The sequence below is a fragment of the Streptomyces sp. NPDC040622 genome, assembly GCF_055593965.1.
Genome location: NZ_JBVIXD010000008.1, coordinates 80756 through 105459 on the forward strand (window position 1 = coordinate 80756; position 24704 = coordinate 105459).

Below are 24704 nucleotides of genomic sequence, written 5' to 3' on the forward strand. Positions count from 1 at the left end.
GGAGACGAAGAAGTGGAGCCGGGGTGGAAGGGCTGCCCACGGAAGTCCGAAGTGCCACGTCGAGGCGATCGCCGCGTGGCTGAGGCACGCAAGCCGCCGGATCGCCGGGCGGTCGGGACGAGATCACCGTAACTGGCCCCAGGGGCCTTGCCAACCCGTGCCCGAGAGCCCTCTGAGAGCCCCGGCGGGCTCGCCCGGCTCGGCCCGTGCTCGGAAAGGAACCCCGCTCCAGGGCCATGTGACGCGCCATCAGGCACGACGGGCGGACACCCCGGCCGGAGCAGCGATACCCCAGCCGGTCCAAGCCGATCTGCGGACTCCGGGCAGCGCTCCTACGGTGACTGAATGGTCATCAGGTACCTTTCGCGCTCCTCCTCCGTACGCACCGCGGCCCTCACGCTCGGTGCCCTGGTCCTCCTGTCCTCACCGGTCTCGGCCACCGACGCCCCCGCCGAACCGGCGCCGCCGCGGCCGATTCCCGCGTACTCCTCCACCCTCCTGGACCGGCCGGGCACCCAGGTGCGGCCCGGCCCCGGCGCACCCGGTCTGCCCGGCAACGTCTCCGCCCTCGCCTGGGTGGTGGCCGATGCCCGTACCGGAGAGGTGCTCGCCGCACGGAACGCGCACCGCCCGCTGCCGCCCGCCTCGACGCTCAAGTCGCTCTTCGCCCTCACGGCGCTCCCCCGCCTCGACGCCGGCACGCGGCACGTCGTCGCCGACCACGAGCTGGACAAGGTGGGCGAGGGCAGCAGCATGGTGGGCGTGGCGGAGGGCCGCGCCTACCGCGTCGCCGACCTGTGGCGGGGCGTCTTCCTCAGCTCGGGGAACGACGCCGTGCACGTCCTCGCCGGGCTCAACGGCGGGCTGCGGAAGACCGTCCAGGACATGCGGGACAAGGCCCGTGAGCTGGGTGCCCGCGACACCCACGTGGTGTCGCCGGACGGCTACGACGCCGCCGGGCAGGTCTCCTCCGCGTACGACCTGGCAGTCTTCGGCAAGGCAGGGCTCGCCAACCCGGAGTTCGCCCGCTACTGCTCGACCCGCGTCGCCCGTTTCCCCGCCGGCGGCTGGTCGTACCCCATCCAGAACACCAACCGCCTGCTGACCGGCGCCGACGGCGTGAGCCCCTATCCGGGTCTGCTCGGCGTCAAGAACGGCTACACCACCAACGCGGGCTCCACCCTGATCAGCGCGGCCCAGCGCGGCGGGCGCACGCTCGTCGTGACGGTGATGAACCCTCAGGGGGGCGGCGGGCGTGCCGTGTACGAGGAGACGAGGTCGCTGCTCGACTGGGGATTCTCGGCCGCCGGGAAGGTGCGGCCCGTGGGATCCCTGATGCCGCCGCCGAAGGCCTCCAAGACGGCGCCCGGGCCCGCGCACGCGGCCGGGCAGGCCGCCCTCGCCATGGAACCGTCCGCCGACTCCGACTGGCCCGCCGTGCTGATGGTCGTGGCGGGCTCGGTCGTCCTGCTCGTGGGCTGCTTCGTGGTGGTACGGCGGCGGGCGGCTACGGTGGCCCGACGCGCGGACGCGGGACGCGTCGTCGACTGAGCGGACACAGGGAGGCCGTCGGGTGAGTGATCTGTTGGGGGTGGCCGTGCTCGGCGCGGGCCGCATGGGCGCCGATCACGTGCGGCGGATCGGCGGCACGGTGGGCGGGGCCCGCGTGGTGGCGGTCGCGGACCCCGACACGGCGCGGGCCGAGGCGGCGGTGGCGGGGCGCGAGGGAGTCTCCGTGCACCGTGAGGCGGCGGCCGCCGTGAGCGCGCCCGGGGTGGAGGCGGTCCTGGTGGCCTCGCCCGAGGCGGCGCACGAGGAGGTGCTGCTCGCGGCCTGCGCGCGCGGCCTCCCCGTGTTCTGCGAGAAGCCCCTCACGCCCGACTCGGCCTCGGCCCTCAGGGTCGTGGCGGCGGAGGCCCGGCTGGGCCGCAGGCTGATCCAGGTGGGCTTCATGCGCCGGTACGACACCGAGTACGCGGCCCTGAAGTCGCTCCTCGACTCCGGTCGACTCGGCCGCCCCCTGTTGCTGCACTGCCGCCACCGGAACGTGTCCTCGCCCCCGTACTTCACGTCCTCGATGCTGATCAGCAGTTCCGTCTCGCACGAGATCGACGCGACGCGCTGGCTGCTCGGCCAGGAGATCACGGCGGTGACGGTGGTGCGGCCGACGCCGTCGGCGAACGCGCCGCAGGGGCTGATCGACCCGCAGCTGGTGGTCTTCGAGACGGCCGCGGGGGCCGTCGTCGACGTGGAGATCTTCGTCAACTGCGGATTCGGCTACGAGGTGCGGTGCGAGGCGGTCTGCGAGCGCGGCAGCGCCCGGCTCGGCGAGGCGCACACGATGGTCGTCCGGTCGGGAGGCACCGCACACGAGGAGGTGCCGCAGGACTACCTGACGCGGTTCGCCGACGCGTACGACCGTGAGGTGCGGGCGTGGGTGGCCGCCGCACGGGAGGGCCGGGCCACGGGGCCCGGCGCGTGGGACGGGTACGCGACGACGGTGGTGGCCGAGGCCGGCGTCGAGGCACTGCGCACCGGCACACGCGTCACCGTGGAGATGGCCGAGCGGCCCGCACTGTACGCCTGACTCCGACCGGTCCGCGTGTCGCGGTCGCCAGTGGCCCACGCGGCGATCGGGTGGGCAGTCCTTGCATGATGCGTGCGCGTGTGCGCGGCGAGGGCGCGGGACGTCGAGGACGCCGCCGCCCCGGCCACGCCCCCGGCATCCGCGAGCCCGGACGATCACTCAGACGCTGCCGAGCAGGCGCGAAAGCCCCTCGTCCAGCGCGAGGTCCTCCCCTTCGCCGCCCGCGGGCACCACGGCGTACGACCGCACGAGGAAGCGGCGCAGCGCCATCGTGTCGAACTGCACCAGCGCCAGACCCTGGTGGGAGTGGAACTCGAGAACCGTGCGCGCGCGCCCGCAGGGCCAGATATGGACGTCGCCGCTGCCCGCGGGGGCGCCGAACCCCTCTTCCAGGAGTTGCCGAGCGAAGATCCAGGTCACCTCCGCGCCGTCGAGCGACGCCTCCGAGGGAAAGACCATCTGGATGGCCAGGGGATCCGCCGCCGAGTAGCGCAGGACCACGGGCAGCGCGCGCTCGCGGCCCTCAGGGGTGACGAGACGGGCACGAGCGGGCTGTTCGAGGGTGACGTCCATGGGGGGGCTCCACTTCTGGCGGTGCGGTGTATCGGCGTTCCAGTTCTCGGCGGTCCGGTCCCCGGCATTCCGGTTCCGGGCATTCCGCTTCCGGGGACTCCAGTGCCCTTTTGACCCCGCGCCAAGGGCTGTCATTACGCCAACACGCCAAAAGATCCATGTGACCTACGCCACTCCCCTTTCATAAGTCAGATATTTTTCGCTTAATGGTGCGAACTCGTCTCAAACCCTCGCAGTGGGAACAGGAGAGTGTCCTGCCATGACCGACGTCCCTGCCGACGTCCCCTCCGGCATATCCGGCGCGCCGGCCGCCGAGACGCCGACCGACGCGGCCGAGCGGGCCACCACGCCCGCCCGAGCACCCGCCACAGGCGAGTACACCCGCGTCTTCGAGGAACAGCAGCCACGCCTCGTGGCCTACGCGCGCTCCCTCACCGGCAACGCCTGGGTAGCCGACGACCTCGTCGCCGAGGCGCATTTCCGGGTGTGGCGGCGGCTGTCCGCCGGCCACGAGATCGAGAACGTACCGGCGTACCTGATGACGACCGTGCGGCACCTGGCGGCGGCGGTCGGCCGGGGTGCGGCGGGCCGGGAGACCCCACGCGATCCGCAGGCCCCCGAGACCGTCTGGGCCGGCGGCGCGGGGGACTCCCCCTTCGGCGCGAGCGGCGCGGAACCGGATCCCGCGGTGCGCGTCTCCTCCGTCGACCTGCTGACGCGGGTGCTGGGGCAGCTGCCCGAGCGGTGGGTGAAGGCACTCTGGCTCGCGGAGGCCGAGGGACAGCCCCTCGACGCGATCGGGCAGCGCATCGGTGCCGGGCGCGGCGCCACGGCCGTGCTGCTGCACCGGGCCCGCGAGGGCATGCGGCAGGCCTTCCTGCGCGCCCACCCCGGCTCGCCCTCCGACCCCGCCTGCGAGACGCACTGGGAGCGCATGCCCGGCCACGTCCGCGGCGAGGCGTCACCCCGCCAGTCCGAACGGCTGCTGGCCCACCTCGGCGACTGCGAGGACTGCCGCGCGCGCCTCGCGCTGCTGAGCCGGGCCAACGACCGGCTGCCGGCCATCGCGGGACCCGCCCTGCTGGTCTTCGTGCTGGGCGGCGCGGGCAGGTTCCTCGTGCCGTCGGCAGCGGGGACGGCCGCGGGAACGGCGGCCGCCGGGTCCCCGGGCCACGGCGGCGGGCTTCTGCACGGCATACGGCACGTGCTCACCGGTGGCGGCAAGATGTCCGCCGTCACTGCCGGGGCGGTCGGCGCGACCGTGGCGGGTGCGGCCGTCGCGGCGGGGCTCGTCCTGAGCGGAACGGGTCAGCCCGCCGTGCCGCAGCAGCGGGTCGCCACGGCGGAGAGCGGGGTGCCGCGGCCGTCGGCGCCGCCGTGGTGGGCTGCCGGGCAGGCGCCTGCGCCAGGGGATGCGCCTCGGGATACGGCTCGGGATGCGCCTCGGGATGAGGAGGGCGGCGGTGGACGGGCCGGCGCGGCGGACGTACCGGCCGCGCGTCCGCCCCGAGCCGCACCGGCACCGACACCGACACCGACGCCTGCGGCGGAGCGGCAGCAGGCTCCCGGGCAGGTCTCGCCCTCGCCCGATCAGGCCGCGCCAGAAGAGGCGACGGAGCCCGCCCCGGAAGCGCCGACCACTCCCCCGGTGACGCGGACCCCGACGGATCCGCCGACGGATGCACCGACGCAGCCGCCCCCGCCCCCGCCTCCGCCGACCCCGACCCCGACCCCGACCGACCCTGCACCCGTGGAGCCGACTCCGGTCGAGCCGAAGCCGACGGCCCCCACGCCCGTGCCACCGACCCCGGTCGACCCCACCCCCGTAGACCCCACCCCCGTAGACCCGACCCCGACGGACCCGCCGTCCCCCGAACAGCCCGACTGCGAACGCTGGATCGGACCGATCTACATCTGCCACAGCTCGTAGCTTGCCCCTGACGGTCCGCGTGGGCTCGTTCGCGGAGAGGGAGTGGTCACTGGATCAAGTCGGTGTGCGGATGTTCGGGGGAGGCCGGGCAGACGTAGATCTGCATGTTGTCCGCGCTGCCCACTTCCACCCTGGTCGGCTGCGAAGGAAATTGACCCGCGCACGAGGAGCGGGCGCGGGCGGCGGCCTGGTCTTCCTGCGGCGCCCAGCTGTGGCCTTCACCGCCGTCCCATTCCCAGGAAGCGATCGTCAGTAGCGGGACCATCCGCGCCTCACACACAGCGCAGTGGCGACGGACGGGGTCGGTGCGGCCCCACGGGGGCCAGCCGCCGACCTTCCAGCCGGGTGCGTTGCCCAGATGAGTGGAATAGAAGTCACTCGGGTCCTCCGCGTAGGAGCTGTCCACGCCGGCGCCGGCTGCCTGCCACCTGTCCCAGTCATCGAGCATCCGCCGCAGTTCCGGGCTCAGGTCCAGACTGTTGGGGTACTCGGTGATCGCTTCCGGCGCCAGTACGCACGGCTCTGGCACGTAACCCGGATAGTCCGCCTCGTACGGCTCCGGTGGTGTGGCGAGGACGTCGCCGACCTCCGCGGTGGACCGCCAGAACAGCCTGGTCGCCGGTTTGCCATCCGGTTCGTGCTCGTACGGACACCAGAGAACCTGAAGGAGATCGGCCTGCCCGGGCGGCTGCAGCAGGGGTACGTCACACAGGAACAGCTGAGCCACCGGCAACAGCGGGACCGGGCATGCGTCGGGCCGGGGAGGACCGGCGTCGAACCGTTCGGCGAGCCACGCGGCATTGCGCTCCTGGAGCGCCGCCTCCTCGGGCGTGAGCGCGGGAGCCGGCCCATCAGGGCTCAGCCGGGACTGCAAGCGCCTCTCGAGCCGCACCTCGGTCGGTGACCGGCGGAATCCGGTGTCCCTGTGCAAGTGCGCGTCTTCGCAGTGCGGCCACGGCTCCTCGGCCGGCCACAACAATGGCCCACCGACCGAGCTGTCCCTGAACGAAGGCGACCCCGGGCGCGGATGCAGCCGCAGCGCGGATCGTGCCAGGGGAACCAACTCGGGGAAGACCGCGGTCACTTCCACGGGCCGCGGCGGAGTGGTGCGTAGGAGACCCATGCCGGTGATCCTGTCACCAGCCACTGACAGTTCCCCGCGGACGCGGTCCACGAGAAGTGGCCTGGCGATGACTGCCTTGGCGAGGGGCCGGATCTCACGATGGGTCTCCAAGGCATGCGGGGGAACGGGGGTTGCCGTGGAGGGGCGAGCGCAAGAAGCGGTTCGGCGAGAACATCAGCTTCGGGGTCACCGGCCACCCGTTGTGGCTGGTCCCCGCCACCGATCCTGAGCCTGCGCGCGAGGTGCACATCGCCTTCGCCGGGGCCGGCCGCGCCGCCATGGACGTCTCCATGCGGCGGCGCTCGCGACGGCTGCCGAAATCCCGCACGCGCCCCGGCTCCGACCCGAGTACCACGAGTCCTGCTACAGAGCTTTCGTCCGCGACCCCGGCCTTCGTCCGCGACCCCGACGGGAACAACATCGAGGCCGTCTGCCCCCAGCCGTAAGAGGATCCACGGCCGCGGCAAGGGGCTCGCGTGGGCCATGGACGGAGCCCCGGCCGGATCGCTGGACGGTCAGGTCCCTCTCCGACCAATGCCCTAGGCCCCCGGCCCTCCGCCCCGGACCCGCCCCACGTCGTCCGCAAGTCCGATGCTCCCTCCCGGGCGCGCGAGACACCATGCCGGTGAAGGGCCGCCGACCGGTCAAGACCCGCCGCTCGACGGCGAATCACCAGGTGACTCAGCGCAGGGACTCAGTGCCGCAGGGACCCACTGGCTCGGTCACTCAGCGAAGGAGCACGTCATGTCGTACTCGGAAGACCTCGTGTACCCGAAGCCCCGGTACCACGGCGCCAGAGGTGAGGTGAGCGCGAGTTTCCGCACGGCCGACACCCCTCCGGAGGTCTCCTCACCCGGCGGGGCGACCCACTACCTCGCCACCCACGAGTCGACCGGTGGCGAGTTCGGTCTCTACAAGGCGGAGTTGGGCCCTCGGTCCGCCGGGGCACAGACCCACTTCCACCGGGCGATGTCGGAGTCCTTCTACGTCCTCTCCGGCGAACTGGAGCTGTTCGACGGCGAGAAGTGGGTCACCGGCCGCGAGGGCGACTTCCTCTACGTCCCGGTCGGCGGCCTGCACGCCTTCAAGAACGTGACCGACGAGCCCATGTCCATGCTCATGCTCTTCTCCCCGGGCGCCCCGCGCGAGGAGTACTTCGAACAAGTCGCCGAGGTGGCGCGGCGGGGCCCCGAGGAGCTCAAGGAGTTCCGTGTCCGCCACGACAGCTACTTCGCCGAGGACTTCGGGCCCGAGGCGGAATGAGGATGTGCGCGTGAGTCCGGATTCCGTGATCTTCCGCCCCACAGCCACGTCGGACCTCGATCGCTTCCTGCCGCTCATCGTCGCCGAACCCGTCAGTGTTCTGACCGCCGAGACCTACCGGTCCCGGCTCGCCGACGGTCAGTACCGGCGGCTTCATGGTGCCGTCGTGGCGCCGTCGAGCAACCAGAACAGCGCGGCGATCGGCTGTCTCGGGGTACTTCTGCTCTCTGATCACCGGGTGGCCTCCGCTACGACAGCACCGGCCACCGCTCGCCCTGTCCGCCTTCCGATGATGTCCGGACACCCGACGCCACGGCCCCGTCTGCCCCCGCCACTCCGGCCGGCCCCGTGACCATGCGCCACGCCCGGCCCCGATGCACGATGGGTTCATGCTCCTCGCCCGGCTCGCGCACGTCTCCAAGGAAGTGGCCGCCACCTCGGCTCGGTCCCGGAAGATCGCCCTGCTCGCGGAGCTGTTCCGGGCCGCCGAGCCGGACGACGTGCCGATCGCCATCCCCTATCTGTCGGGACGGCTGCCGCAGGGGAGGCTCGGCATCGGCTGGAGCGTGCTCAAGGACGGGCCGCCGCCCGCCGGCGAGGCGACGCTGACGGTACGCGGCGTGGACGCGGCGCTGACCGCCGCCGGTGCGGTGTCCGGCAGTGGCTCGCAGGCCGAGCGGCGGCGCCTGGTCGGGGAGTTGATGGGTGCCGCGACCGCCGACGAGCAGCGGTTCCTGACCGGGCTGCTCACCGGCGAGGTCCGGCAGGGCGCGCTGGACGCCGTGGCCGTCGAAGGGCTCGCGGTCGCCACGGAGACTCCGTCGGCAGCGGTGCGGCGTTCGGTGATGCTCGCCGGTTCGGTGAGTCCCGTGGCCCAGGCGCTGCTCGCGCGCGGCCCGGCGGCGCTGGACGAGTTCCGGCTGACGGTGGGCCGTCCCGTACAGCCGATGCTCGCGCACAGCGCCGCGTCGGTCGACGCGGGCATCGACAAGGTGGGGGCGTGCGCGGTCGAGGAGAAGCTGGACGGCATCCGTGTGCAGGTCCACCGGAACGGTGACGACGTACGCGTCTACACACGCACCCTCGACGACATCACCGACCGGCTGCCCGAGCTGACCGCCGCGGCGCGCGGCCTCGCGGGGTCCGCCTTCATCCTGGACGGCGAGGTCATCGCGCTGGACGACAGCGGGCGGCCCCGGTCGTTCCAGGAGATCGCGGGGCGCGTCGGCTCCCGCGTCGACGTGACGGCGGCGGCCGCGGAACTGCCCCTCTCCCCCGTCTTCTTCGACGCCCTGTCCGTGGCCGGCCGTGACCTGCTCGATCTGCCGTTCACCGAACGTCACGCGGAACTGGCGGCCCTGGTGCCCGAGCCGATGCGGGTGCGGCGCGCCCTCGTCACGGACCCGGCCGACGAGCGGCTGCGCGGTGAGGCCCAGGAGTTCTTCGAGGCCACGCTGGGGCGCGGTCACGAGGGGGTCGTCCTCAAGGCGCTCGACGCCCCGTACAGCGCGGGCCGCCGGGGCGCCTCCTGGCTGAAGGTCAAGCCCGTCCACACGCTGGACCTGGTGGTCCTGGCCGCCGAGTGGGGCCACGGCCGCCGCACCGGCAAGCTCTCCAACCTGCACCTGGGCGCCCGGCGGCCCGACGGCACGTTCGCCATGCTGGGCAAGACCTTCAAGGGGATGACGGACGAGATGCTCGCCTGGCAGACGGTGCGTCTCCAGGAGCTGGCCGTCGACGAGAGCGGCTACGTCGTCACGGTGCGCCCCGAGCTCGTCGTGGAGATCGCCTACGACGGCCTGCAGAAGTCCACCCGCTACCCGGCAGGTGTCACTCTCCGCTTCGCCCGGGTCGTGCGCTACCGCGAGGACAAGTCCCCCGAGGAGGCGGACTCGGTCGAGACGGTCCTGCGGAGCGCACCCGGCGCGGGGCCCGGCACCGAGCCCGACCCCGCGTAACTCATGATCTTGTGTCGCGTTGGTCCGCGCGGGACCGTGCGGACGTCGCCGTGGCGGTGGACCCCGGCCCCGCAGGACACCAACCGACAGCACCCCGTGCCTGGTCGCGGGGCCATGAAGAAGGCTTGAGGGTCGCTCGCCATGCAGAACATCACCAAGAAGCTCGCCGCGGGAATCGGGGCCGTGGCCGCGGCCCTCGGCTGCCTGATCGCCACGGGCCCTTCGGCGGCCGCCGACGGCAAGTGGTGCAACAACGCGGTCTGCATCGAGACCTATGACTCCGGGACCTACCTGGGCCGGGTCGAGGTGTCGGTCATCAACACCAACCAGCCGCACCGCATCAGCGCGCGCGTGTGGACCACCAACGGCTGGAGCGCCAACACCAAGGTCGAGGACGTCGACAAGTTCAGAACCTACCGGGACCAGGCCTACCCCCAGCGGCACTTCCCGGCCGGCACCCGGCTCTGCGCGGAGGGCTTCCGCGGCGGCGAGAGCGTGGGGCTCCCCTGCGTCACCCTCACCGACTGACCCACCGTCCTCTCCCCCGGTCCGTCCGGCCGGCGGCACCGCCACGGCGCGGGGGCCGCCGGCCGGACGGGCCCTGGCGGCATCGGCGGGATTTTGCCAATCCTTGGCCCCGATAGGGTGACAGCGGGGGATGATCATCCATCACGCAAGGGGAGAAGCCGTGCCCGCTTCACGACTCAGCCGTACGCCGCTTCCAGGCATCGGCATCCGTTACGACCTCACGACCCGAGAACAGCAGCGCCTCTCGGTGGTCGCCCACCGGGACGGCGCCCGGACACTGAGCGCCTACCGTTCCGACGATCCGGACGAGTGTGCCCTGTCCACGCGACTGAGCTCGGGCGAGGCGGACGCGCTGATCGACGCCCTGATGCCGTCGCACCACAGCCCGAACCTGCTCCACACCACCGACCTGGGGCTGGTCGCCGAGCGCGTGCTGCTGTCGGCGACGTCGCACTGGAACGGGCGGCTCCTCGGCGAGACCCGGATGCGTACCGAGACCGGCGTCTCCATCGTGGCCGTGCTCCGGCGGGCCGACGCCATCCCGTCACCGGCCCCGGACTTCCGCCTCGCCGGCGGCGACACCCTCATCGTCATCGGGACGCGCGAAGGCGTGGAGACCGCGGCGACGATACTCGGCAGGGAGTGATCGCGTGCATTCCGCTGTCTTTCTGATCGAATTCGGGGCGATCATCCTCGCCCTGGGACTGCTCGGCCGGTTCGCGGGCCGCTTCCAGTTCTCGCCGATCCCGCTGTACCTGCTGGCCGGACTCGCGTTCGGCGAGGGCGGGCTGCTGCCGCTCGGCGCGAGCGAGGAGTTCGTCGCGATCGGCGCCGAGATCGGCGTCATCCTGCTGCTGCTGATGCTCGGCCTCGAGTACACGGCCAGCGACCTCGTCAGCAACCTCAAGACCCAGTACCCGGCCGGGCTGGTCGACTGCACGCTGAACGCCCTGCCGGGTGCCGTCGCCGCGCTGCTCATGGGCTGGGGCCCGGTCGCCGCCGTCGTACTCGCAGGCGTCACCTGGATCTCGTCGTCCGGCGTCATCGCCAAGGTCCTGAACGACCTCGGCCGGGTCGGCAACCGCGAGACCCCCGTCATCCTGAGCATCCTCGTCCTCGAGGACCTGGCGATGGCCGTCTATCTGCCGATCATCACCGCCCTGCTCGCGGGTGTCGGCCTCGCCGCGGGCAGTCTCACCCTCGCCATCGCGCTGGGCGCGGCCGGGATCGTCCTGTTCATCGCGGTGCGCTACGGGCGGCTCATCTCGCGGTTCGTCTCCAGTGACGACCCGGAGAAACTGCTCCTCGTCGTCCTCGGTCTGACCATCCTCGTCGCGGGGATCGCGCAGCAGCTCCAGGTGTCCGCCGCCGTCGGCGCGTTCCTGGTCGGCATCGCGCTGTCCGGTGAGGTCGCCGAGGGAGCGCACTCGCTGCTGGCACCGCTGCGGGACCTCTTCGCCGCCGTCTTCTTCGTCTTCTTCGGGCTGCACACCGACCCGTCGAGCATTCCGCCGGTGCTCCTGCCCGCGCTCGCGCTCGCCGTGGTCACCGCGCTGACGAAGATCGCGACCGGCTACTGGGCGGCCCGCCGTGCCGGCGTCTCGGTCAAGGGCCGCTGGCGGGCGGGCGGCGCGCTGGTGGCGCGGGGCGAATTCTCCATCGTCATCGCGGGGCTCGCGGTCACCGCGGGCATCGAGCCGTCGCTGGGGCCGCTGGCGACGGCGTACGTCCTGATCCTCGTCATCGTCGGCCCCCTGACCGCCCGTTACACGCAGCCCATCGCGGGCTACGTGGGCGGCGTGCTAACCCGCCGGAGCAAGACCGCCGACACCGGGTCCGGTGGTGGGACCGCGGCCCCGCAGGTCCCCGGGCCGCGGGAAACGGTCGAGGCCTTGGACGGACGGGACGCGACCGACCGGTCCTGACGGCCGACCGCTCCCAGCTACCGGCCGCTCCCAGGAGCAACGCCCCGCGGACGGCACGCGGAAGGAGATCCCCGTGCCGTCCGGGACGGCTGCCCGCGCCGACCGGGGCCCTCGTCGCACCGTTGGGCATGCGGTCACCCAACGCCGGGCATGCGGCGGCGAATCGGGACAGTACCGCACACTTCGGGCGCCTTGAGGACTTGCCGACCGCGGCTCCGCCGCCGCCTGGCACGATGCTCCCCATGACCTCAGGGCCCGCCTTCCGCCTCGCACGAGCCGCGGTGTTCGCGGCCGTGTGCGTGGTGGCGACGGCCCTCGGCCACGCACTCATGTCCGGTGCCGCACTGCCCTGGTGGGCGGTGGGATACGCGTTCGCCGCCACGGCGGCCGCCGCGTGGTGGCTGACCGGGCGCGAGCGCGGGGCGTCGACCGTCATCGGCGCGACGGTCGCCGCGCAACTGTCCCTGCACGAACTCTTCTCCCTGGCACAGCGGATGGGCACGTCGACGGGCACGGGCGCGTCGCCGGTTCGCGGCGGCGACGGCATGAATCACGTGAACCACCCGATGCCGAACACCATGCCGTCGTCCGGCGCCGGACTGTCCGCCGCTTCGCCGCACTCCGCCACCATGCCGGACGAGGGTGCCGCCCACTGGATCATGTCCGTGTTCGGGCACGGCGGTTTCGGCATGTTCCTCGCCCACGTCCTCGCCGCCCTGCTCTGCGCCCTGTGGCTGTGGCGCGGCGAAGCGGCCGTCTTCCGTACCGGTCGCGCGCTCGCCGCGGCCCTCTTCGTACCGCTGCGATGCGTTCTCGCGACCCTGGTCGCGGCCCTTCCCCCGGCGCCGCCGCACGTCGGCGCACTCGTCCCCGTGCCGCGGCTGCGCGGGGTCCTTCTTCAATACGTCGTCTCCCGCAGAGGTCCACCGGTCCTTCCGGTCAGTTCCTGAAACCGCCCGCACCCCTCGGTGCCGGGCGGATCTTCGGCGTCCACGCACGCGGGCACTGACCCGCCGTGCGTCCGCGCCGCATTCCCGGACTCCCTTCACCGAAGGACCTTCTGCGATGACTCCTGCCCTTGTCCGCTCACGTCCCCACGCGGACGCGGCCCATGACGACCTCATCACCCAGTGGGCGCTGGCGGCCCGCGACGGCGACAACCAGGCGTTCGAGCGTTTCGTGCAGGCCACCCGGCGCGACGTCTGGCGCTTCGTGGCCCACCTCAGCGGCGACGTGCACGGCGCCGACGACCTGACCCAGGAGACGTACCTGCGGGCCCTGACCGCGCTGCACGGATACGCCGCCCGCGCCAGCGCGCGCACCTGGCTGCTCGCCATAGCGCGACGGACCGTCGCCGACCGCTTCCGCTCGGCCGCGGCCCGGCCCCGGATCGCCGACACCGGCGACTGGCAGGCGGCCGCCGAGCGGGCCCAGCCCCGCGGCGTACCCGGGTTCGAGGAGGGCGTGGCCCTGCTCGATCTCCTGGAGACGCTCGACGCGCCGCGCCGTGAGGCGTTCGTCCTGACCCAGCTCGCCGGCCTGCCGTACGCGGACGCGGCGGCCGCCGTGGGCTGTCCGATCGGCACCGTGCGCTCGCGGGTGGCACGGGCCAGGGAGCGCGTGAGCGAGCTGCTGCTCGCGGCGGACCGCACGGCCTGACAGGTCCCCCGCCGTGCCGGGGCCTTCCCTCTCCGAGGCCCCGGCACGGGGGCGAAGATCCCCGGTCGCGCCACCCGACCAGGGCGTTTAGCGTGGGGCGGGGGTATCTGGAGGCCACCATGGACCGTGAAGCCGTGCCCGCGCCTGACCCCGTCCCCACGCCGGGACCCGCGCGCGGGTCCGAACCGTCGAGCGGCTCCGTGCCGTACACCGGCGGCGGGCGTCACGAACACCGCTGGCTGATCCTCGCCGTGGTCGGCATCGCCCAGCTCATGGTCGTCCTCGACGCGACGATCGTGAACATCGCGCTGCCCTCGGCCCAGCGCGATCTGGGGTTCAGCGACGGAAACCGGCAGTGGATCGTCACGGCGTACGCGCTCGCCTTTGGCTCCCTGCTGCTGCTCGGCGGCCGCATCGCCGACCTCGTGGGACGCAAGATCGTCTTCCTCGCGGGACTGGCCGGGTTCGCGGTGGCGTCCGCGATCGGCGGCGCGGCGAACAGCTTCTCCATGCTGGTGGCCGCCCGCGCCCTGCAGGGTCTGTTCGGCGCGCTGCTCGCGCCGGCGGCCCTTTCGCTGCTCACGACCACGTTCACCGACGCCCGCGAGCGCGCCAAGGCGTTCGGCATCTACGGCGCGATCGCCGGCGCGGGCGGTGCGGTGGGCCTGCTGCTCGGCGGTGTCCTCACCGAGTACCTGAACTGGCGCTGGTGCCTGTACGTGAACCTCGCGTTCGCCGTCATCGCCATGATCGGCGGAGCGCGCCTGCTGCACGCGGGCGCTCCCCCGGACCGGCCCAAGCTGGACGTGCCCGGCACCGTGCTGGTGTCGGCGGGCCTGTTCTGCATCGTCTACGGCTTCTCCAACGCGGAGACCCACGCCTGGAGCGACGTCCAGACCTGGGGATTCCTGGTCGTCGGCGCCGTACTCCTGATGGCGTTCGCGTGGTGGCAGACGCGCGCCACGCACCCGCTGCTGCCCCTGCGCGTCGTCCTCGACCGGGACCGCGGGGCGTCGTTCCTCGCGATGTTCATCTCGGGCGCCGGCATGTTCGGCGTGTTCCTCTTCCTCACGTACTACCTCCAGCAGATCCTGGAGTACACCCCCGTCAAGACCGGTCTGGCCTTCCTGCCCATGGTCGCGGTGATGGTCGTGGCGTCGGTGGTGACCACCAACAACCTGGTGCCGCGGATGGGCGCGAAGCCCATCGTGCCGCTGGGCATGGGGCTCGCCGCCGCCGGCATGGCCTGGCTCACCGCCCTCGACGTCACCAGCGGGTACGCGGCCCACGTGCTGCCGCCGCTGCTCGTCGCGGGGCTCGGCCTCGGCCTCGTCTTCGCCCCGGCGATGAGCATGGCGACCGCCGGGGTCGCGGCCCACGACGCGGGCGTGGCCTCCGCCATGGTCAACACCAGCCAGCAGGTGGGCGGTTCGATCGGCACCGCCCTGCTCAACACGCTCGCGACCACGGCCGCGTCCAACTACCTGGTGGGCAAGCAGCCCTCACCCCAGGTGCAGGCACAGGCGGCGATGCAGTCGTACTCGACCGCGTACTGGTGGTCGGCTCTCTTCTTCGCGATCGGCCTCGTCGTTACCGTCGTCCTGTACCGCAGAGGTGCGCCGGTGCCGACGGAGACGGACGGCGGCGCGGTCCACATGTAGGGCGGGTGACGCGATGGCTTCCGGTCCGGTCCCGACTCCGCGCGCGGCCCCGGCCCCCGAGGGCGGTGTGGCGCTGGCGTCCGCCCGCGGCCGCTGGGTCCTCGCGTGCGCGGTGCTCTCCTCGGGCATGGCCATGCTCGACGGCACGGTCGTCAACGTCGCCCTGCCGACCCTCGGCAGGGACCTCGACACCTCGATCTCCGCGCTGCAGTGGGTCGTCAACGCCTACATGCTCACGCTCTCGGCCCTGCTGCTGCTCGGCGGGGCGTTGGGAGACCGCATCGGGAGGCGGCGCACGCTCGTCATCGGCGTCGTGTGGTTCGCGGCCGCGTCCGCGCTGTGCGGGCTCGCGCAGGACGCCGGGACACTGATCGCGGCCCGTGCGCTGCAGGGCATCGGGGGCGCGCTGCTGACGCCCGGTTCGCTCGCGCTCGTCCGCGCCTCGTACCGGACCGAGGACCAGGCCCGCGCGGTGGGCGCGTGGTCGGGGCTCGGCGGTGTGGCGGGGGCGATCGGTCCGTTCCTGGGCGGCTGGCTGATCGACGGGCCCGGGTGGCGGTGGATCTTCCTGATCAACGTACCGCTGGCCGCGCTGGTGCTCTTCGCGGTGCGGCACGTGCCCGAGAGCCGCGACGAGGAGGCGGCCCGGCGGCCGTTCGACGTGCCCGGCGCGTGCCTGGCCGCGCTCTTCCTCGCGGGCGTCAGCTTCGCGCTGATCGGGGCGTCCGGCGACACGTCGACGGCGGGCACCGTTCTGCCGGGGGTCCTGGGCCTCGCGGCGGGCCTCGCGTTCCTCGTGGTCGAGCACCGCAGGCGCGCTCCGATGATGCCTCTCGAACTGTTCCGCTCGCGCCTGTTCACCGCGGCGAACATCATGACGCTGTGCCTGTACGCGGCCATCGGCGGCATCCTGTTCATGCTGCCGGTACAGCTGCAGACGACGCTCGGGTACGACGCGCTGCAGGCCGGCACGGCGACGCTGCCGATCACCGTCCTGATGCTGCTCCTTTCCGCGTCCGCCGGTGACCTCGCGCGGCGCCTCGGCCCGCGACTGCCGCTCGTCGCGGGGCCGTTGGTGGCGGCCGCCGGGGTGCTGCTGATGCTGCGGGTGCGGCCCGGCGCGGGGTACGTCACCGAGGTGCTGCCCGCGGTGGTCGTCCTCGGCCTCGGCATGAGCCTGTTCGTCGCGCCGCTCACGGCCACCGTGCTGGCCTCGGTGGACGCGAGCCGCGCGGGGCTCGCCAGCGGCGTCAACAACACGGCGGCGCGCATCGCGCAGCTCCTCGTCGTGGCCGGACTCCCCCTCGCGGTCGGCCTGTCCGGCACGGCGTACACGGACCCGGACGCGCTGAACACCTCGTTCGGCAAGGCGGCCGTGGGCTGCGCGGCGCTGTTCGTCCTCGCCTCGGCCGCCGCCGCGGTCTTCGTCCGGCCGCGCGCGGACGCCTGGCACGGGGAGCGCGGCAACGAGCCGCAGTGCAAGACCTGCCTGGGCGTCCAGGCTCCGCCGCTGGAACCCGGAGGCCGTGCGCAGAGGTGATCCGGGAGGGATACACCGGGCCGTGTTTCCGACGGCTCGGGTGGCGCGCCTCGGCGTGTTACCGCGGCATCTCGCGGACGAACAGCGTCACCGACACGCTCGCCTCGAAGCCGTTGCGCCGCATCAGGGCGGCCGACGCCGTGTTGCGGGACTCGACGTCGGTCACGACGGCGCTCGCGCCCGCCTCCGTGAGCGTCGCACAGCAGGCCTTCACCAGACGGCTCGCGATGCCCCGTCCCTGGTACTCAGGGGCGCTCGCGATCCACTCCAGGTTGCCCCAGTCGGGGCGGTGGTCGAAGCCCATCGATCCGAGGACGAACCCGGCCAGGCGCTCTCCGTCCATCGCGACCCAGCAAGCGGACGCCTCGTCGTCCATGTGCCCGGCGATCGCCGACAGGGACCAGGACGTGTACGGCTTCACGGAGGTGTCGTAGACCCGGCGGCCCAGGGCGAGGACGTCGGCCAGATGGGTGGCCGCCATCGGCGCGAGGCCGATCGCGGGACGCTCCGGCGCGTCAGGGGTCGACATGGGGCCTCCCAGGGGCGGACACGGCGCTCGGCCGTCGCTTCGTGCACCTCACGCTATGAGGCGGCCGCCGCCGGCGCATGCCGAGACGAGCAGGCGGGCGCGCCCCGCGCCCCGGTCGGTACGTCCTCCGGCGCTCGGCAGGTCCCAGGTGCCACGCCCCCACGGCGCCCCGCGGACTCCCCCGGCGCCCCCGGCAGGCGCGCCCCCACGTGGCGCCACGTCCGCCCGCCGCACACCAACTCCCCCGCACCGAAGGTCCTTTGATCAGTTGGACGCCTGTCCGAGGCACCCCTCGGGAGCCCTTATCGTGGAGCACATGTCCGTTCCTGAGCTCATCCGCATCGTCTCCCGCTCCTCCCCCATGGCCCTCGCCCAGGTGGAGCGCGTCCGCGCCGAACTCGCCGCGCTGCACCCGGGCGTCCGTACCGAGGTCGTGCCGGTCACCACGTCCGGGGACCGCTGGATGGGCGATCTGGCGGCGCTCGGCGGCAAGGGAGCCTTCACCAAGGAGGTCGACGCCGCGCTGCTCGCCGGAGAGGCGGACCTCGCGGTGCACTGCGTGAAGGACGTGCCCGCGGACCGGCCGCTGCCGGCGGGCACCACGTTCGCGGCGTTCCTGAAGCGGGACGACATCAGGGACGCGCTCATCCACCCCGGCGGGCTCACCCTGGACGAGCTGCCCGCGGGGACCCGCATCGGCACGTCCTCGGTCCGCCGCGTGGCGCAGCTGGCCGCCTCGCACCCGGAGTTGGAGTGCGTTCCGATGCGGGGCAACGCGGGCCGGCGGCTGGCGAAGCTCGCCGCGGGCGACGCCGACGCGCTGCTGCTCGCCCAGTCGGGCCTGGACCGCATCGGCCGTCCCGAGCTGGCCAGCGAGATCCTGTCGGTGGAGACGATGTGCCCGCCGATCGGTGCGGGCATCCTCGCCCTGCAGTGCCGCGAGGACGACACCGCCACCATCGACGCCGTGTCGGACCTCGGCGACCGGGCCGCCTGGCGGGAGGCGACCGCCGAGCGCATGTTCCTGCACGTCCTGCAGGGACACTGCAACTCGCCGATCGCCGGGTACGCGCGTTCGGAGCGCGGTGGTGACCTCTCGCTGCGCGCCTGCGTGTTCACGCCCGACGGCAAGACGGTGCTCAACGCGCACGAGTGGGCGGGCCCGCTCGACCCCGCGACCCTGGGCACGTCCGTCGCCGTCGCGCTGCTGCGCCAGGGCGCTCGCGACCTGATCGACGGCATCGCCCACTGACACACCGCGCGGGCGGCGCGGCGGGAGGCCTCCGGCAGCCTCGCTCCGCCCCCTCCCCGGGGACGAGGTGCCTGGCCGCTGATTCCGTCATATCGTGCAAGGCGGCACAGAAGGCCACATAGAACACCTCGTCCGGGAAGGGCCCCCATGCAGCGCTCACTGACCTCCGCCACCCTGGCCGAGCTGCGGAAACCGCGCCCCTACCCCGCCGTCACCGTGGTGCTTCCCACGCACCGCAGAGAGCCGGACAACGCACAGGATCCGGTGCGCCTGCGCAACCTCGTCGCCGAGGCCAAGGAGCGGCTGCGGGCCGACCCTGCCGTCACCGCCGAACGTGCGGCCGACGTCGCCGGGCAACTGGACCAGGCGCTGGACGAGGTGGACCTGGTGCACGCCGAGGAGGGCTTGGTCGTCCTCGCGGCGCCCGGGGAGCACCAGGTGTGGTCCCTGACCCGCACGGTGCCGGCCAGGGTGGTGCTCGCCGACACGTTCCTGACCCGCAATCTCGTCGCGGCCCAGGCGGCCGAGCGCCCGTACTGGGTCCTCGCCGTCTCCGCGGACCGCGTCACGCTCTGGAACGGCACCCCTGAGCGCGTCGCCGAGCACCGGGCGGACGGCTTCCCGCTGACCCGCAGCCTCGAGGACCCCGACGCGCAGCGCAAGGAGCGGATCGGCGACCTGCCGAGCACCTTCCAGGGCGAGCAGACCCGCGCGTTCCTGCGCGAGGCGGACCAGGCCCTGGCGACCGTGCTCACCGCGGATCCGCGGCCGCTGCTGGTGGCGGGCGAGGCGGCCGCTCTCGCCCTGCTCGGCGATGTCGGCACGGCCACCCACAAGGCCACGCAGATCCGGCACGGCGGTCTGGCGCGGGGACCTGCGGCGGCGGTCCACGAGGCCGTGCTCCCCGCGCTCGCCGACCGCGACAGGAGCGAGGAGGAGGCGACGCTCGAGGCGTTGGACTCCGCCCAGGGCCGGAAGCAGTACGCGGCCGGGCTCGACGAGGTCTGGCAGAACGCGATGGGCAACCGCGTCGAGCTGCTGGCCGTCGAGGACAGCTACCGGGCGACCGTACGGGATCAGGGCGGGCACCTGGTGCCCGCCGAGAGCGGCGACCTCGACGCCCGGGACGACATCGTGGACGAGATCGTCGAGCGGGCCCTGGACGGCGGGGCCCGGGTCCGCTTCCTGGCCGGGGGCACGCTCACCGACCGGGGACGGATCGCCTGCGCCCTGCGGTACTGACCTGCGACCTGTGGCACTGGCCCGCGCCCCGCGACGCTGAGGGGCCGCACGCCGAAGGACGCGGCGCCCGGGGGATGATGGCGCCATGGACGTCCGGCAGTTGGAGTACTTCCTCGCCATCGTCGACGAGGGCGGATTCAACCGGGCCGCGTCGCGGTTGTACGTGTCCCAGCCCGCCCTCTCGCAGGCCGTCCGGTCACTGGAGCGCGACCTGGGCGGCGAGCTCTTCCACCGGATCGGCCGCCGCGCCGTCCTCACCGAGGCGGGTCACGCGCTGATCGAACCGGCACGAGCTGCGGTCCGCAGTCTGCGTACCGCACGCGCCAGTGTCGCCGCGGTGCACGAGCTGCGCGAGGGGCGCCTCGACGTGGCCGCGATGCCGTCCCAGGCGGTGGAGCCGCTGACCACCATGATCCGCGCCTTCAGCAGACGTTGGCCCGGCGTGGCAGTCGCCGTCAAGGCCGCCTTCACGTCTCAGGACGTCGTCGACATGGTCCGCACGGGGGCCGCCGAGCTGGGCCTCCTGGCAGCGCCGGGTCCCCTGCCCGACGGACCGACCGGCAAGGACGTGGTGTCGTACACGGTGGGTGAACAGCGATTCGTGCTGGTGGCCCCCGGTGACGGGCCCTTCGCGGGCCGTCGCTCGGTGCGGTGCGAGGAGCTGTCAGGGTGCAGGCTCATCGTCGGGCAGCCGGGTACGGGCATGCGCGCCTACGTGGACTCGCTGCGGGACAGCGGCGTCGCGTTCACCATCGCCGCCGAGACCGAACACCGCGTCGCCATCCTGCCGTTGGTGCTCGCGGGGGTGGGGGTGGCCGTGGTGACGGAGTCCTGGCGCACGATGGCCGAGCAGGCCGGTGCCGCAGTACTCGACATCGAGCCGATCAGCACGCTCAGCGTCGCCCTGGTCAGCCGCCGCACCGGACTCGCCCCCGCCGCGCAGGCCTTCGTGAAGACCGCGCTCGCCGCGACGGCCGACACCTCGACCGAGGCGCGATGAGCGATGAGCGACGGGCAACGGGCGATAGACCGTGGGGCAATGGCCGACAAGCGATAAGCGCGCCTTATCAGCGATATCGACACGGCGACTTGGACGGCGCGACGGCCGCGTTGCTGCAATCGACGCATGACGAACCACCGCATTGCCCTGATCCCCGGCGACGGCATCGGCACCGAGGTTCTGCCCCCGGCACAGCAGGTCCTCGAAGCCGTCGGACGCCGCCACGGCTTCGGCTTCTCCTGGACCTCCTACGACGACTGGTCCTGCGAGCGGTACCTGCGCGAGGGCTCGATGATGCCCGCGGACGGCCTCGACCGGCTGCGTGACAAGGAGGCCATCCTGCTCGGCGCCGTCGGGCGACCCGACGTGCCCGACCACGTCTCGCTGTGGGGGCTGCTCATCCCGATCCGGCGCGGCTTTCGCCAGTACGTGAATCTGCGCCCCATCCGTGTCTTCGACGGCGTCGACGGGCCGCTGCGCACGGCGGCGGCCGGAGAGGTCGACTTCGTCGTCGTGCGGGAGAACGTCGAGGGCGAGTACAGCGAGATCGGCGGGCGCCTCCATCGGGGACTGCCGGAGGAAATGGCCGTGCAGGAGGCGGTGTTCACCCGTGCCGGGGTCACCCGGGTGCTCGACTTCGCCTTCGGCCTCGCCGCGCGCCGCGGCGGGCGGCTCACCTCGGCGACGAAGTCGAACGGCATCGTGCACACCATGCCGTTCTGGGACGAGCTCGCCGCCGAGCGTGCCGCCGCGCATCCCAGGGTGCCCTGGGAGCAGGAGCACATCGACGCGCTGGCCGCCAAGTTCGTCCTGGATCCGGCCCGCTTCGACGTGGTCGTGGGCTCCAACCTCTTCGGCGACATCCTCAGCGATCTGGCCGCCGCCGTGGCGGGTTCCATCGGCATCGCGCCGGCCGCCAATCTCAACCCCGAGCGCGAGTTCCCCTCGATGTTCGAGCCCGTGCACGGCTCCGCGCCCGACATCGCCGGACGCGGCATCGCCAATCCGCTCGGCGCGATCTGGTCGGCCGCGATGATGCTCGATCACCTCGGCCACCCGCGGGCCGCCCGGGACGTCACCGACACCATCGCAGCGGTCCTCGCCAAGAGCGATGTCCGTACGCCGGATCTCGGCGGGAGCGCGACCACGGCCCAGTTCACCGAGAAGTTCCTCGAACTCCTCTGACCGTCGCCCCTTCCCTCAGGCATCCCTTCGGCATCCCTTCGGCATCTCTTCGGCGTCTCTTCGCCCCCCTTCTCGTCTCGCGGGGAAGTCACGCCGGTCCGGGCCCGCACATCGTTCCTCGACGAGGAGTAACGCCATGGCAGCACCCGCGCCCTCCGCCTCCCCACCGCCAGCGTCCGCAGCCGATCTCCCGTCCCGGCCCAAGCCCTGGTACCGGCAGCTCTACTTCTGGGTCCTGAGCGCCATCGTGTCCGGCATCCTCACCGGGTGGCTGTGGCCCGGCGTCGGGACCGCGATGGAACCGGTCGGCACCACGTTCGTCTCCGCGATCAAGATGCTCATCACGCCGATCGTCTTCCTGACCGTCGTGGCGGGCATCGGCAGCGTCGACAGTCTCGGCCGCGTCGGTCGCGTGGGCCTCAAGTCGCTCGTGTACTTCCAGGCCGGCACGCTGACCGCGCTGCTCGTGGGCCTGGTCGCCGTCAACGTGTTCCAACCGGGCGCGGGCGTCCACGCCGACCCCGGCGAACTCCGCCTGGAAGGTGACGCGGCCCAGTACGTCAAGGACGGGCAGGACCAGAGCTGGTGGCACTTCCTGACCGACCTGGTGCCCTCCAGCGCCGTCGGCGCCTTCGCCGAGGGCAACATCCTCCAGGTCATCTTCTTCGCGGTCCTGTTCGGCGTCGCCCTGAAGGCCGTGGGCCCGGTCGGCGAGCCGATCGTGGACGGCATCACGCGCCTCGGCGCCGTGGTCTTCAAGATCCTCCATTACGTGATGCTGGCCGCCCCCGTCGGCGCGTTCGGCGCGATGGCGTACACCATCGGCACGTACGGCGTGTCCACGCTCACCAGCCTCGGCCGGCTCATCGCGCTCTTCTACGGCACGTCGGCGTTCTTCGTGATCGTCGTCCTCGGCACCGTCACCGCCCTGCTCCGCATCAACATCTTCCGGCTGCTGCACCACCTGCGCGAGGAGTTCCTGCTCGTCCTCGGCACGTCGTCGTCGGAGAGCGCGCTGCCCCGGCTCATGGTCAAGCTCGAAGACCTCGGCATCCGTCGTGACATCGTCGGGCTGACCGTGCCGACCGGCTACTCCTTCAACCTCGACGGGAGTTCCCTCTACCTCTCGCTGGCCACCCTCTACATCGCCCAGGCCACCGACACCCCGCTGAGCCTCGGTCAGCAGCTGGGACTGCTCGCCGTCATGATCCTCACGTCCAAGGGATCCGGAGGCGTCACCGGCGCGGGCTTCATCGCGCTCGCCGCGACCCTCTCCACGGTCGACACCGTCCCGGCCGCGGGCGTCATGCTGATCTTCGGCATCGACAAGTTCATGTCCGAGTGCCGCGCGCTCACCAACCTCGCGGGCAACAGCGTCGCCACGCTCGTGGTGGCCCGCTGGGAGAACACCCTCGACGCACCACGCGTCAACGCCATCCTCCGCGGCCACAGTCCACGCGCAGAGACCCCGGCTTCCGAGAGGAGCGCGCCCGAGGGCATGGGCGAGCCGGCCACGACGCTCACCAAGGCGACGTGACCCGCAGCGATCCCTGTACCTACTGGTATGTACAGTGATCGTGTCACCTCGCAGACCAACCCTGGAGGCACCATGCCGCTCGTCCGTATCGACGCCATGCACTGCGACGCACCGCGGTTGAAGGCACTGGGACGGGCCGTTCACGAGGCGCTCGGGGAGATCATGGGGTTCCCCGACGACGACCACTTCCAGATCCTGAACGGGCACGACGGGCAGCACGGGCTGCTGCGTCACGGGACCTACCTGGGCGTGCGGCGCGATGACGGCATCGTGTACGTGGCCATCACCCTGCGGTCCGGCCGGCCGGACTCGCAGAAGCAGGCGCTGTACCGGCGCATCGCCGAGCTCGCCGAGGAGTACGCGGGTACCGAGCAACGCAACATGTTCGTCGTCCTGACCGAGAACGACAACGCGGACTGGTCACTCGGCAACGGCGAAGCCCAGTACCTTCACCGGCAGCCGTGATCTCTGTGCGTGCACGACCCCTCGGCGGATCTCAGTCGAGCCGTTCGGCCAGGCCGCCGACGATGCCCTCGGGGCCGCGGACGTAACAGAGCCGGTAGGCCACAGCAGCCGCCCGACTCCGCGACAGAGAGACAGAGAGACAGAGAGACGGAGAGGTGGGGGGTGGAGAGGTGGGTGAAGAGGTGGAGAGACAGAGCGGATGACCTCAGGACTTCCAGCCCTCCAGGAAGGGCCGTTGGTCCCGAATTCCGGCCGGGAAGCCGGGCACCAGCCTCTTGCACCGGTTACTCCGGTCGCCGGGCTCGCCTGGCGGCTCCTCGGCGTGTGGGCATGCTGAGGAGGGGTACCGGAAGCGTCCGAACGACTTCGAAAGTGAACGGAAGGTAGCACCGTGGGCGTCATCGCCTGGATTCTGGTCGGCTTGATCGCAGGGGCGATCGCGAAGGCACTGACTCCGGGGAAGGACCCGGGCGGAGTGATCGTCACGATGCTGATCGGCATCGTCGGCGGACTGCTCGGCGGGTGGCTCGGCAAGGTGATCTTCGGGGTGCACTCGATCAACGGCTTCTTCCACCTCTCCACGTGGATCGCCGCCGTCGTCGGCGCGGTCATCGTCCTGTTCGTGTACCGGATGGTGTCCGGCCGCACCTCCCGCTGAGCGAGGAGCGGGCCGACGCCGAGGCACGGCATACGCAGGCGCCGACCCGCGAGCGGCACGCCAACCGCACAGCACCCACCGCACTGCAC

23 protein-coding genes are annotated in these 24704 nt (G+C 72.4%); 20 read left to right on the forward strand and 3 right to left on the reverse strand.

What is annotated here, in order from left to right; all coding sequences use genetic code 11:
* Window positions 1-345 precede the first annotated feature (345 nt).
* Window positions 346-1551, forward strand: coding sequence for a D-alanyl-D-alanine carboxypeptidase family protein (locus tag ACZ592_RS23620; RefSeq protein ID WP_471583594.1), 1206 nt, complete (start codon window positions 346-348; stop codon window positions 1549-1551).
* Window positions 1552-1573: 22 nt separating this feature from the next.
* Window positions 1574-2587, forward strand: a complete 1014-nt coding sequence (locus ACZ592_RS23625; RefSeq protein ID WP_471583595.1) for a Gfo/Idh/MocA family oxidoreductase — start codon at window positions 1574-1576, stop codon at window positions 2585-2587.
* A 159-nt stretch (window positions 2588-2746) separates the two neighbouring features.
* On the opposite strand, the gene ACZ592_RS23630 is transcribed toward ACZ592_RS23625, so the two are convergent.
* Window positions 2747-3160 carry an SsgA family sporulation/cell division regulator gene (locus ACZ592_RS23630; RefSeq protein WP_471583596.1) on the reverse strand — a complete coding sequence of 138 codons (414 nt, stop codon included), beginning with the start codon at window positions 3158-3160 and terminating at the stop codon, window positions 2747-2749.
* A gap of 259 nt (window positions 3161-3419) precedes the next feature.
* Here ACZ592_RS23630 and ACZ592_RS23635 point away from each other — a divergent pair, with 259 nt between their 5' ends.
* The gene (locus ACZ592_RS23635; protein ID WP_471583597.1) at window positions 3420-5090 is read left to right on the forward strand and encodes a sigma factor; all 1671 of its coding nucleotides are present in this window, start codon (window positions 3420-3422) and stop codon (window positions 5088-5090) included.
* Between the two features lie 46 nt (window positions 5091-5136).
* Here ACZ592_RS23635 and ACZ592_RS23640 read toward each other — a convergent pair whose 3' ends face one another.
* Window positions 5137-6213 (reverse strand): hypothetical protein, encoded by a 1077-nt coding sequence (locus ACZ592_RS23640; RefSeq protein WP_471583598.1) that lies wholly within the window; start codon window positions 6211-6213, stop codon window positions 5137-5139.
* A gap of 131 nt (window positions 6214-6344) precedes the next feature.
* Here ACZ592_RS23640 and ACZ592_RS23645 point away from each other — a divergent pair, with 131 nt between their 5' ends.
* The 10 genes from ACZ592_RS23645 (at window position 6345) to ACZ592_RS23690 (ending at window position 16747) form a co-directional block, all read left to right on the forward strand.
* The gene (locus ACZ592_RS23645; protein WP_471583599.1) at window positions 6345-6659 is read left to right on the forward strand and encodes a VOC family protein; all 315 of its coding nucleotides are present in this window, start codon (window positions 6345-6347) and stop codon (window positions 6657-6659) included.
* A 298-nt stretch (window positions 6660-6957) separates the two neighbouring features.
* Entirely contained in the window at window positions 6958-7476 is a 519-nt protein-coding gene (locus tag ACZ592_RS23650) for a cupin domain-containing protein (RefSeq protein WP_471583600.1), read from the forward strand.
* A gap of 389 nt (window positions 7477-7865) precedes the next feature.
* On the forward strand, window positions 7866-9434 hold the full coding sequence (locus ACZ592_RS23655; protein WP_471583601.1) for an ATP-dependent DNA ligase: 1569 nt from the start codon (window positions 7866-7868) through the stop codon (window positions 9432-9434).
* Window positions 9435-9575: 141 nt separating this feature from the next.
* The gene (locus ACZ592_RS23660) at window positions 9576-9962 is read left to right on the forward strand and encodes a hypothetical protein (RefSeq protein ID WP_471583602.1); all 387 of its coding nucleotides are present in this window, start codon (window positions 9576-9578) and stop codon (window positions 9960-9962) included.
* Window positions 9963-10092: 130 nt separating this feature from the next.
* The gene (locus ACZ592_RS23665) at window positions 10093-10608 is read left to right on the forward strand and encodes a cation:proton antiporter regulatory subunit (protein WP_471583603.1); all 516 of its coding nucleotides are present in this window, start codon (window positions 10093-10095) and stop codon (window positions 10606-10608) included.
* Between the two features lie 4 nt (window positions 10609-10612).
* Window positions 10613-11887, forward strand: coding sequence for a cation:proton antiporter (locus ACZ592_RS23670; RefSeq protein WP_471583604.1), 1275 nt, complete (start codon window positions 10613-10615; stop codon window positions 11885-11887).
* A gap of 242 nt (window positions 11888-12129) precedes the next feature.
* Window positions 12130-12837, forward strand: coding sequence for a hypothetical protein (locus ACZ592_RS23675; RefSeq protein ID WP_471583605.1), 708 nt, complete (start codon window positions 12130-12132; stop codon window positions 12835-12837).
* A gap of 115 nt (window positions 12838-12952) precedes the next feature.
* The gene (locus ACZ592_RS23680; RefSeq protein WP_471583606.1) at window positions 12953-13546 is read left to right on the forward strand and encodes a sigma-70 family RNA polymerase sigma factor; all 594 of its coding nucleotides are present in this window, start codon (window positions 12953-12955) and stop codon (window positions 13544-13546) included.
* 119 nt (window positions 13547-13665) lie between these two features.
* On the forward strand, window positions 13666-15207 hold the full coding sequence (locus tag ACZ592_RS23685) for an MFS transporter (protein WP_471583607.1): 1542 nt from the start codon (window positions 13666-13668) through the stop codon (window positions 15205-15207).
* Window positions 15208-15220: 13 nt separating this feature from the next.
* Window positions 15221-16747: an MFS transporter gene (locus tag ACZ592_RS23690; protein ID WP_471583608.1), complete on the forward strand. Its 1527-nt coding sequence runs from the start codon at window positions 15221-15223 to the stop codon at window positions 16745-16747.
* Between the two features lie 58 nt (window positions 16748-16805).
* Here ACZ592_RS23690 and ACZ592_RS23695 read toward each other — a convergent pair whose 3' ends face one another.
* On the reverse strand, window positions 16806-17276 hold the full coding sequence (locus ACZ592_RS23695; protein WP_471583609.1) for a GNAT family N-acetyltransferase: 471 nt from the start codon (window positions 17274-17276) through the stop codon (window positions 16806-16808).
* A 316-nt stretch (window positions 17277-17592) separates the two neighbouring features.
* On the opposite strand from ACZ592_RS23695, the gene hemC reads away from it, so the two are divergent.
* The 7 genes from hemC to ACZ592_RS23730 all read left to right on the forward strand — a co-directional run bounded on the left by hemC (window position 17593) and on the right by ACZ592_RS23730 (window position 24615).
* Entirely contained in the window at window positions 17593-18528 is a 936-nt protein-coding gene (gene hemC / locus ACZ592_RS23700; RefSeq protein ID WP_471583610.1) for a hydroxymethylbilane synthase, read from the forward strand.
* Between the two features lie 147 nt (window positions 18529-18675).
* Window positions 18676-19770 (forward strand): baeRF3 domain-containing protein, encoded by a 1095-nt coding sequence (locus ACZ592_RS23705; RefSeq protein ID WP_471583611.1) that lies wholly within the window; start codon window positions 18676-18678, stop codon window positions 19768-19770.
* An 85-nt stretch (window positions 19771-19855) separates the two neighbouring features.
* Window positions 19856-20770 (forward strand): LysR family transcriptional regulator, encoded by a 915-nt coding sequence (locus ACZ592_RS23710; RefSeq protein ID WP_471583612.1) that lies wholly within the window; start codon window positions 19856-19858, stop codon window positions 20768-20770.
* A gap of 126 nt (window positions 20771-20896) precedes the next feature.
* Window positions 20897-21955, forward strand: coding sequence for a tartrate dehydrogenase (locus ACZ592_RS23715; RefSeq protein ID WP_471583613.1), 1059 nt, complete (start codon window positions 20897-20899; stop codon window positions 21953-21955).
* Window positions 21956-22091: 136 nt separating this feature from the next.
* Window positions 22092-23492, forward strand: a complete 1401-nt coding sequence (gene dctA, locus ACZ592_RS23720) for a C4-dicarboxylate transporter DctA (protein ID WP_471583614.1) — start codon at window positions 22092-22094, stop codon at window positions 23490-23492.
* Between the two features lie 72 nt (window positions 23493-23564).
* Entirely contained in the window at window positions 23565-23957 is a 393-nt protein-coding gene (locus ACZ592_RS23725) for a tautomerase family protein (protein WP_471583615.1), read from the forward strand.
* Between the two features lie 391 nt (window positions 23958-24348).
* Window positions 24349-24615 (forward strand): GlsB/YeaQ/YmgE family stress response membrane protein, encoded by a 267-nt coding sequence (locus ACZ592_RS23730; RefSeq protein WP_471583616.1) that lies wholly within the window; start codon window positions 24349-24351, stop codon window positions 24613-24615.
* Window positions 24616-24704: the final 89 nt, after the last annotated feature.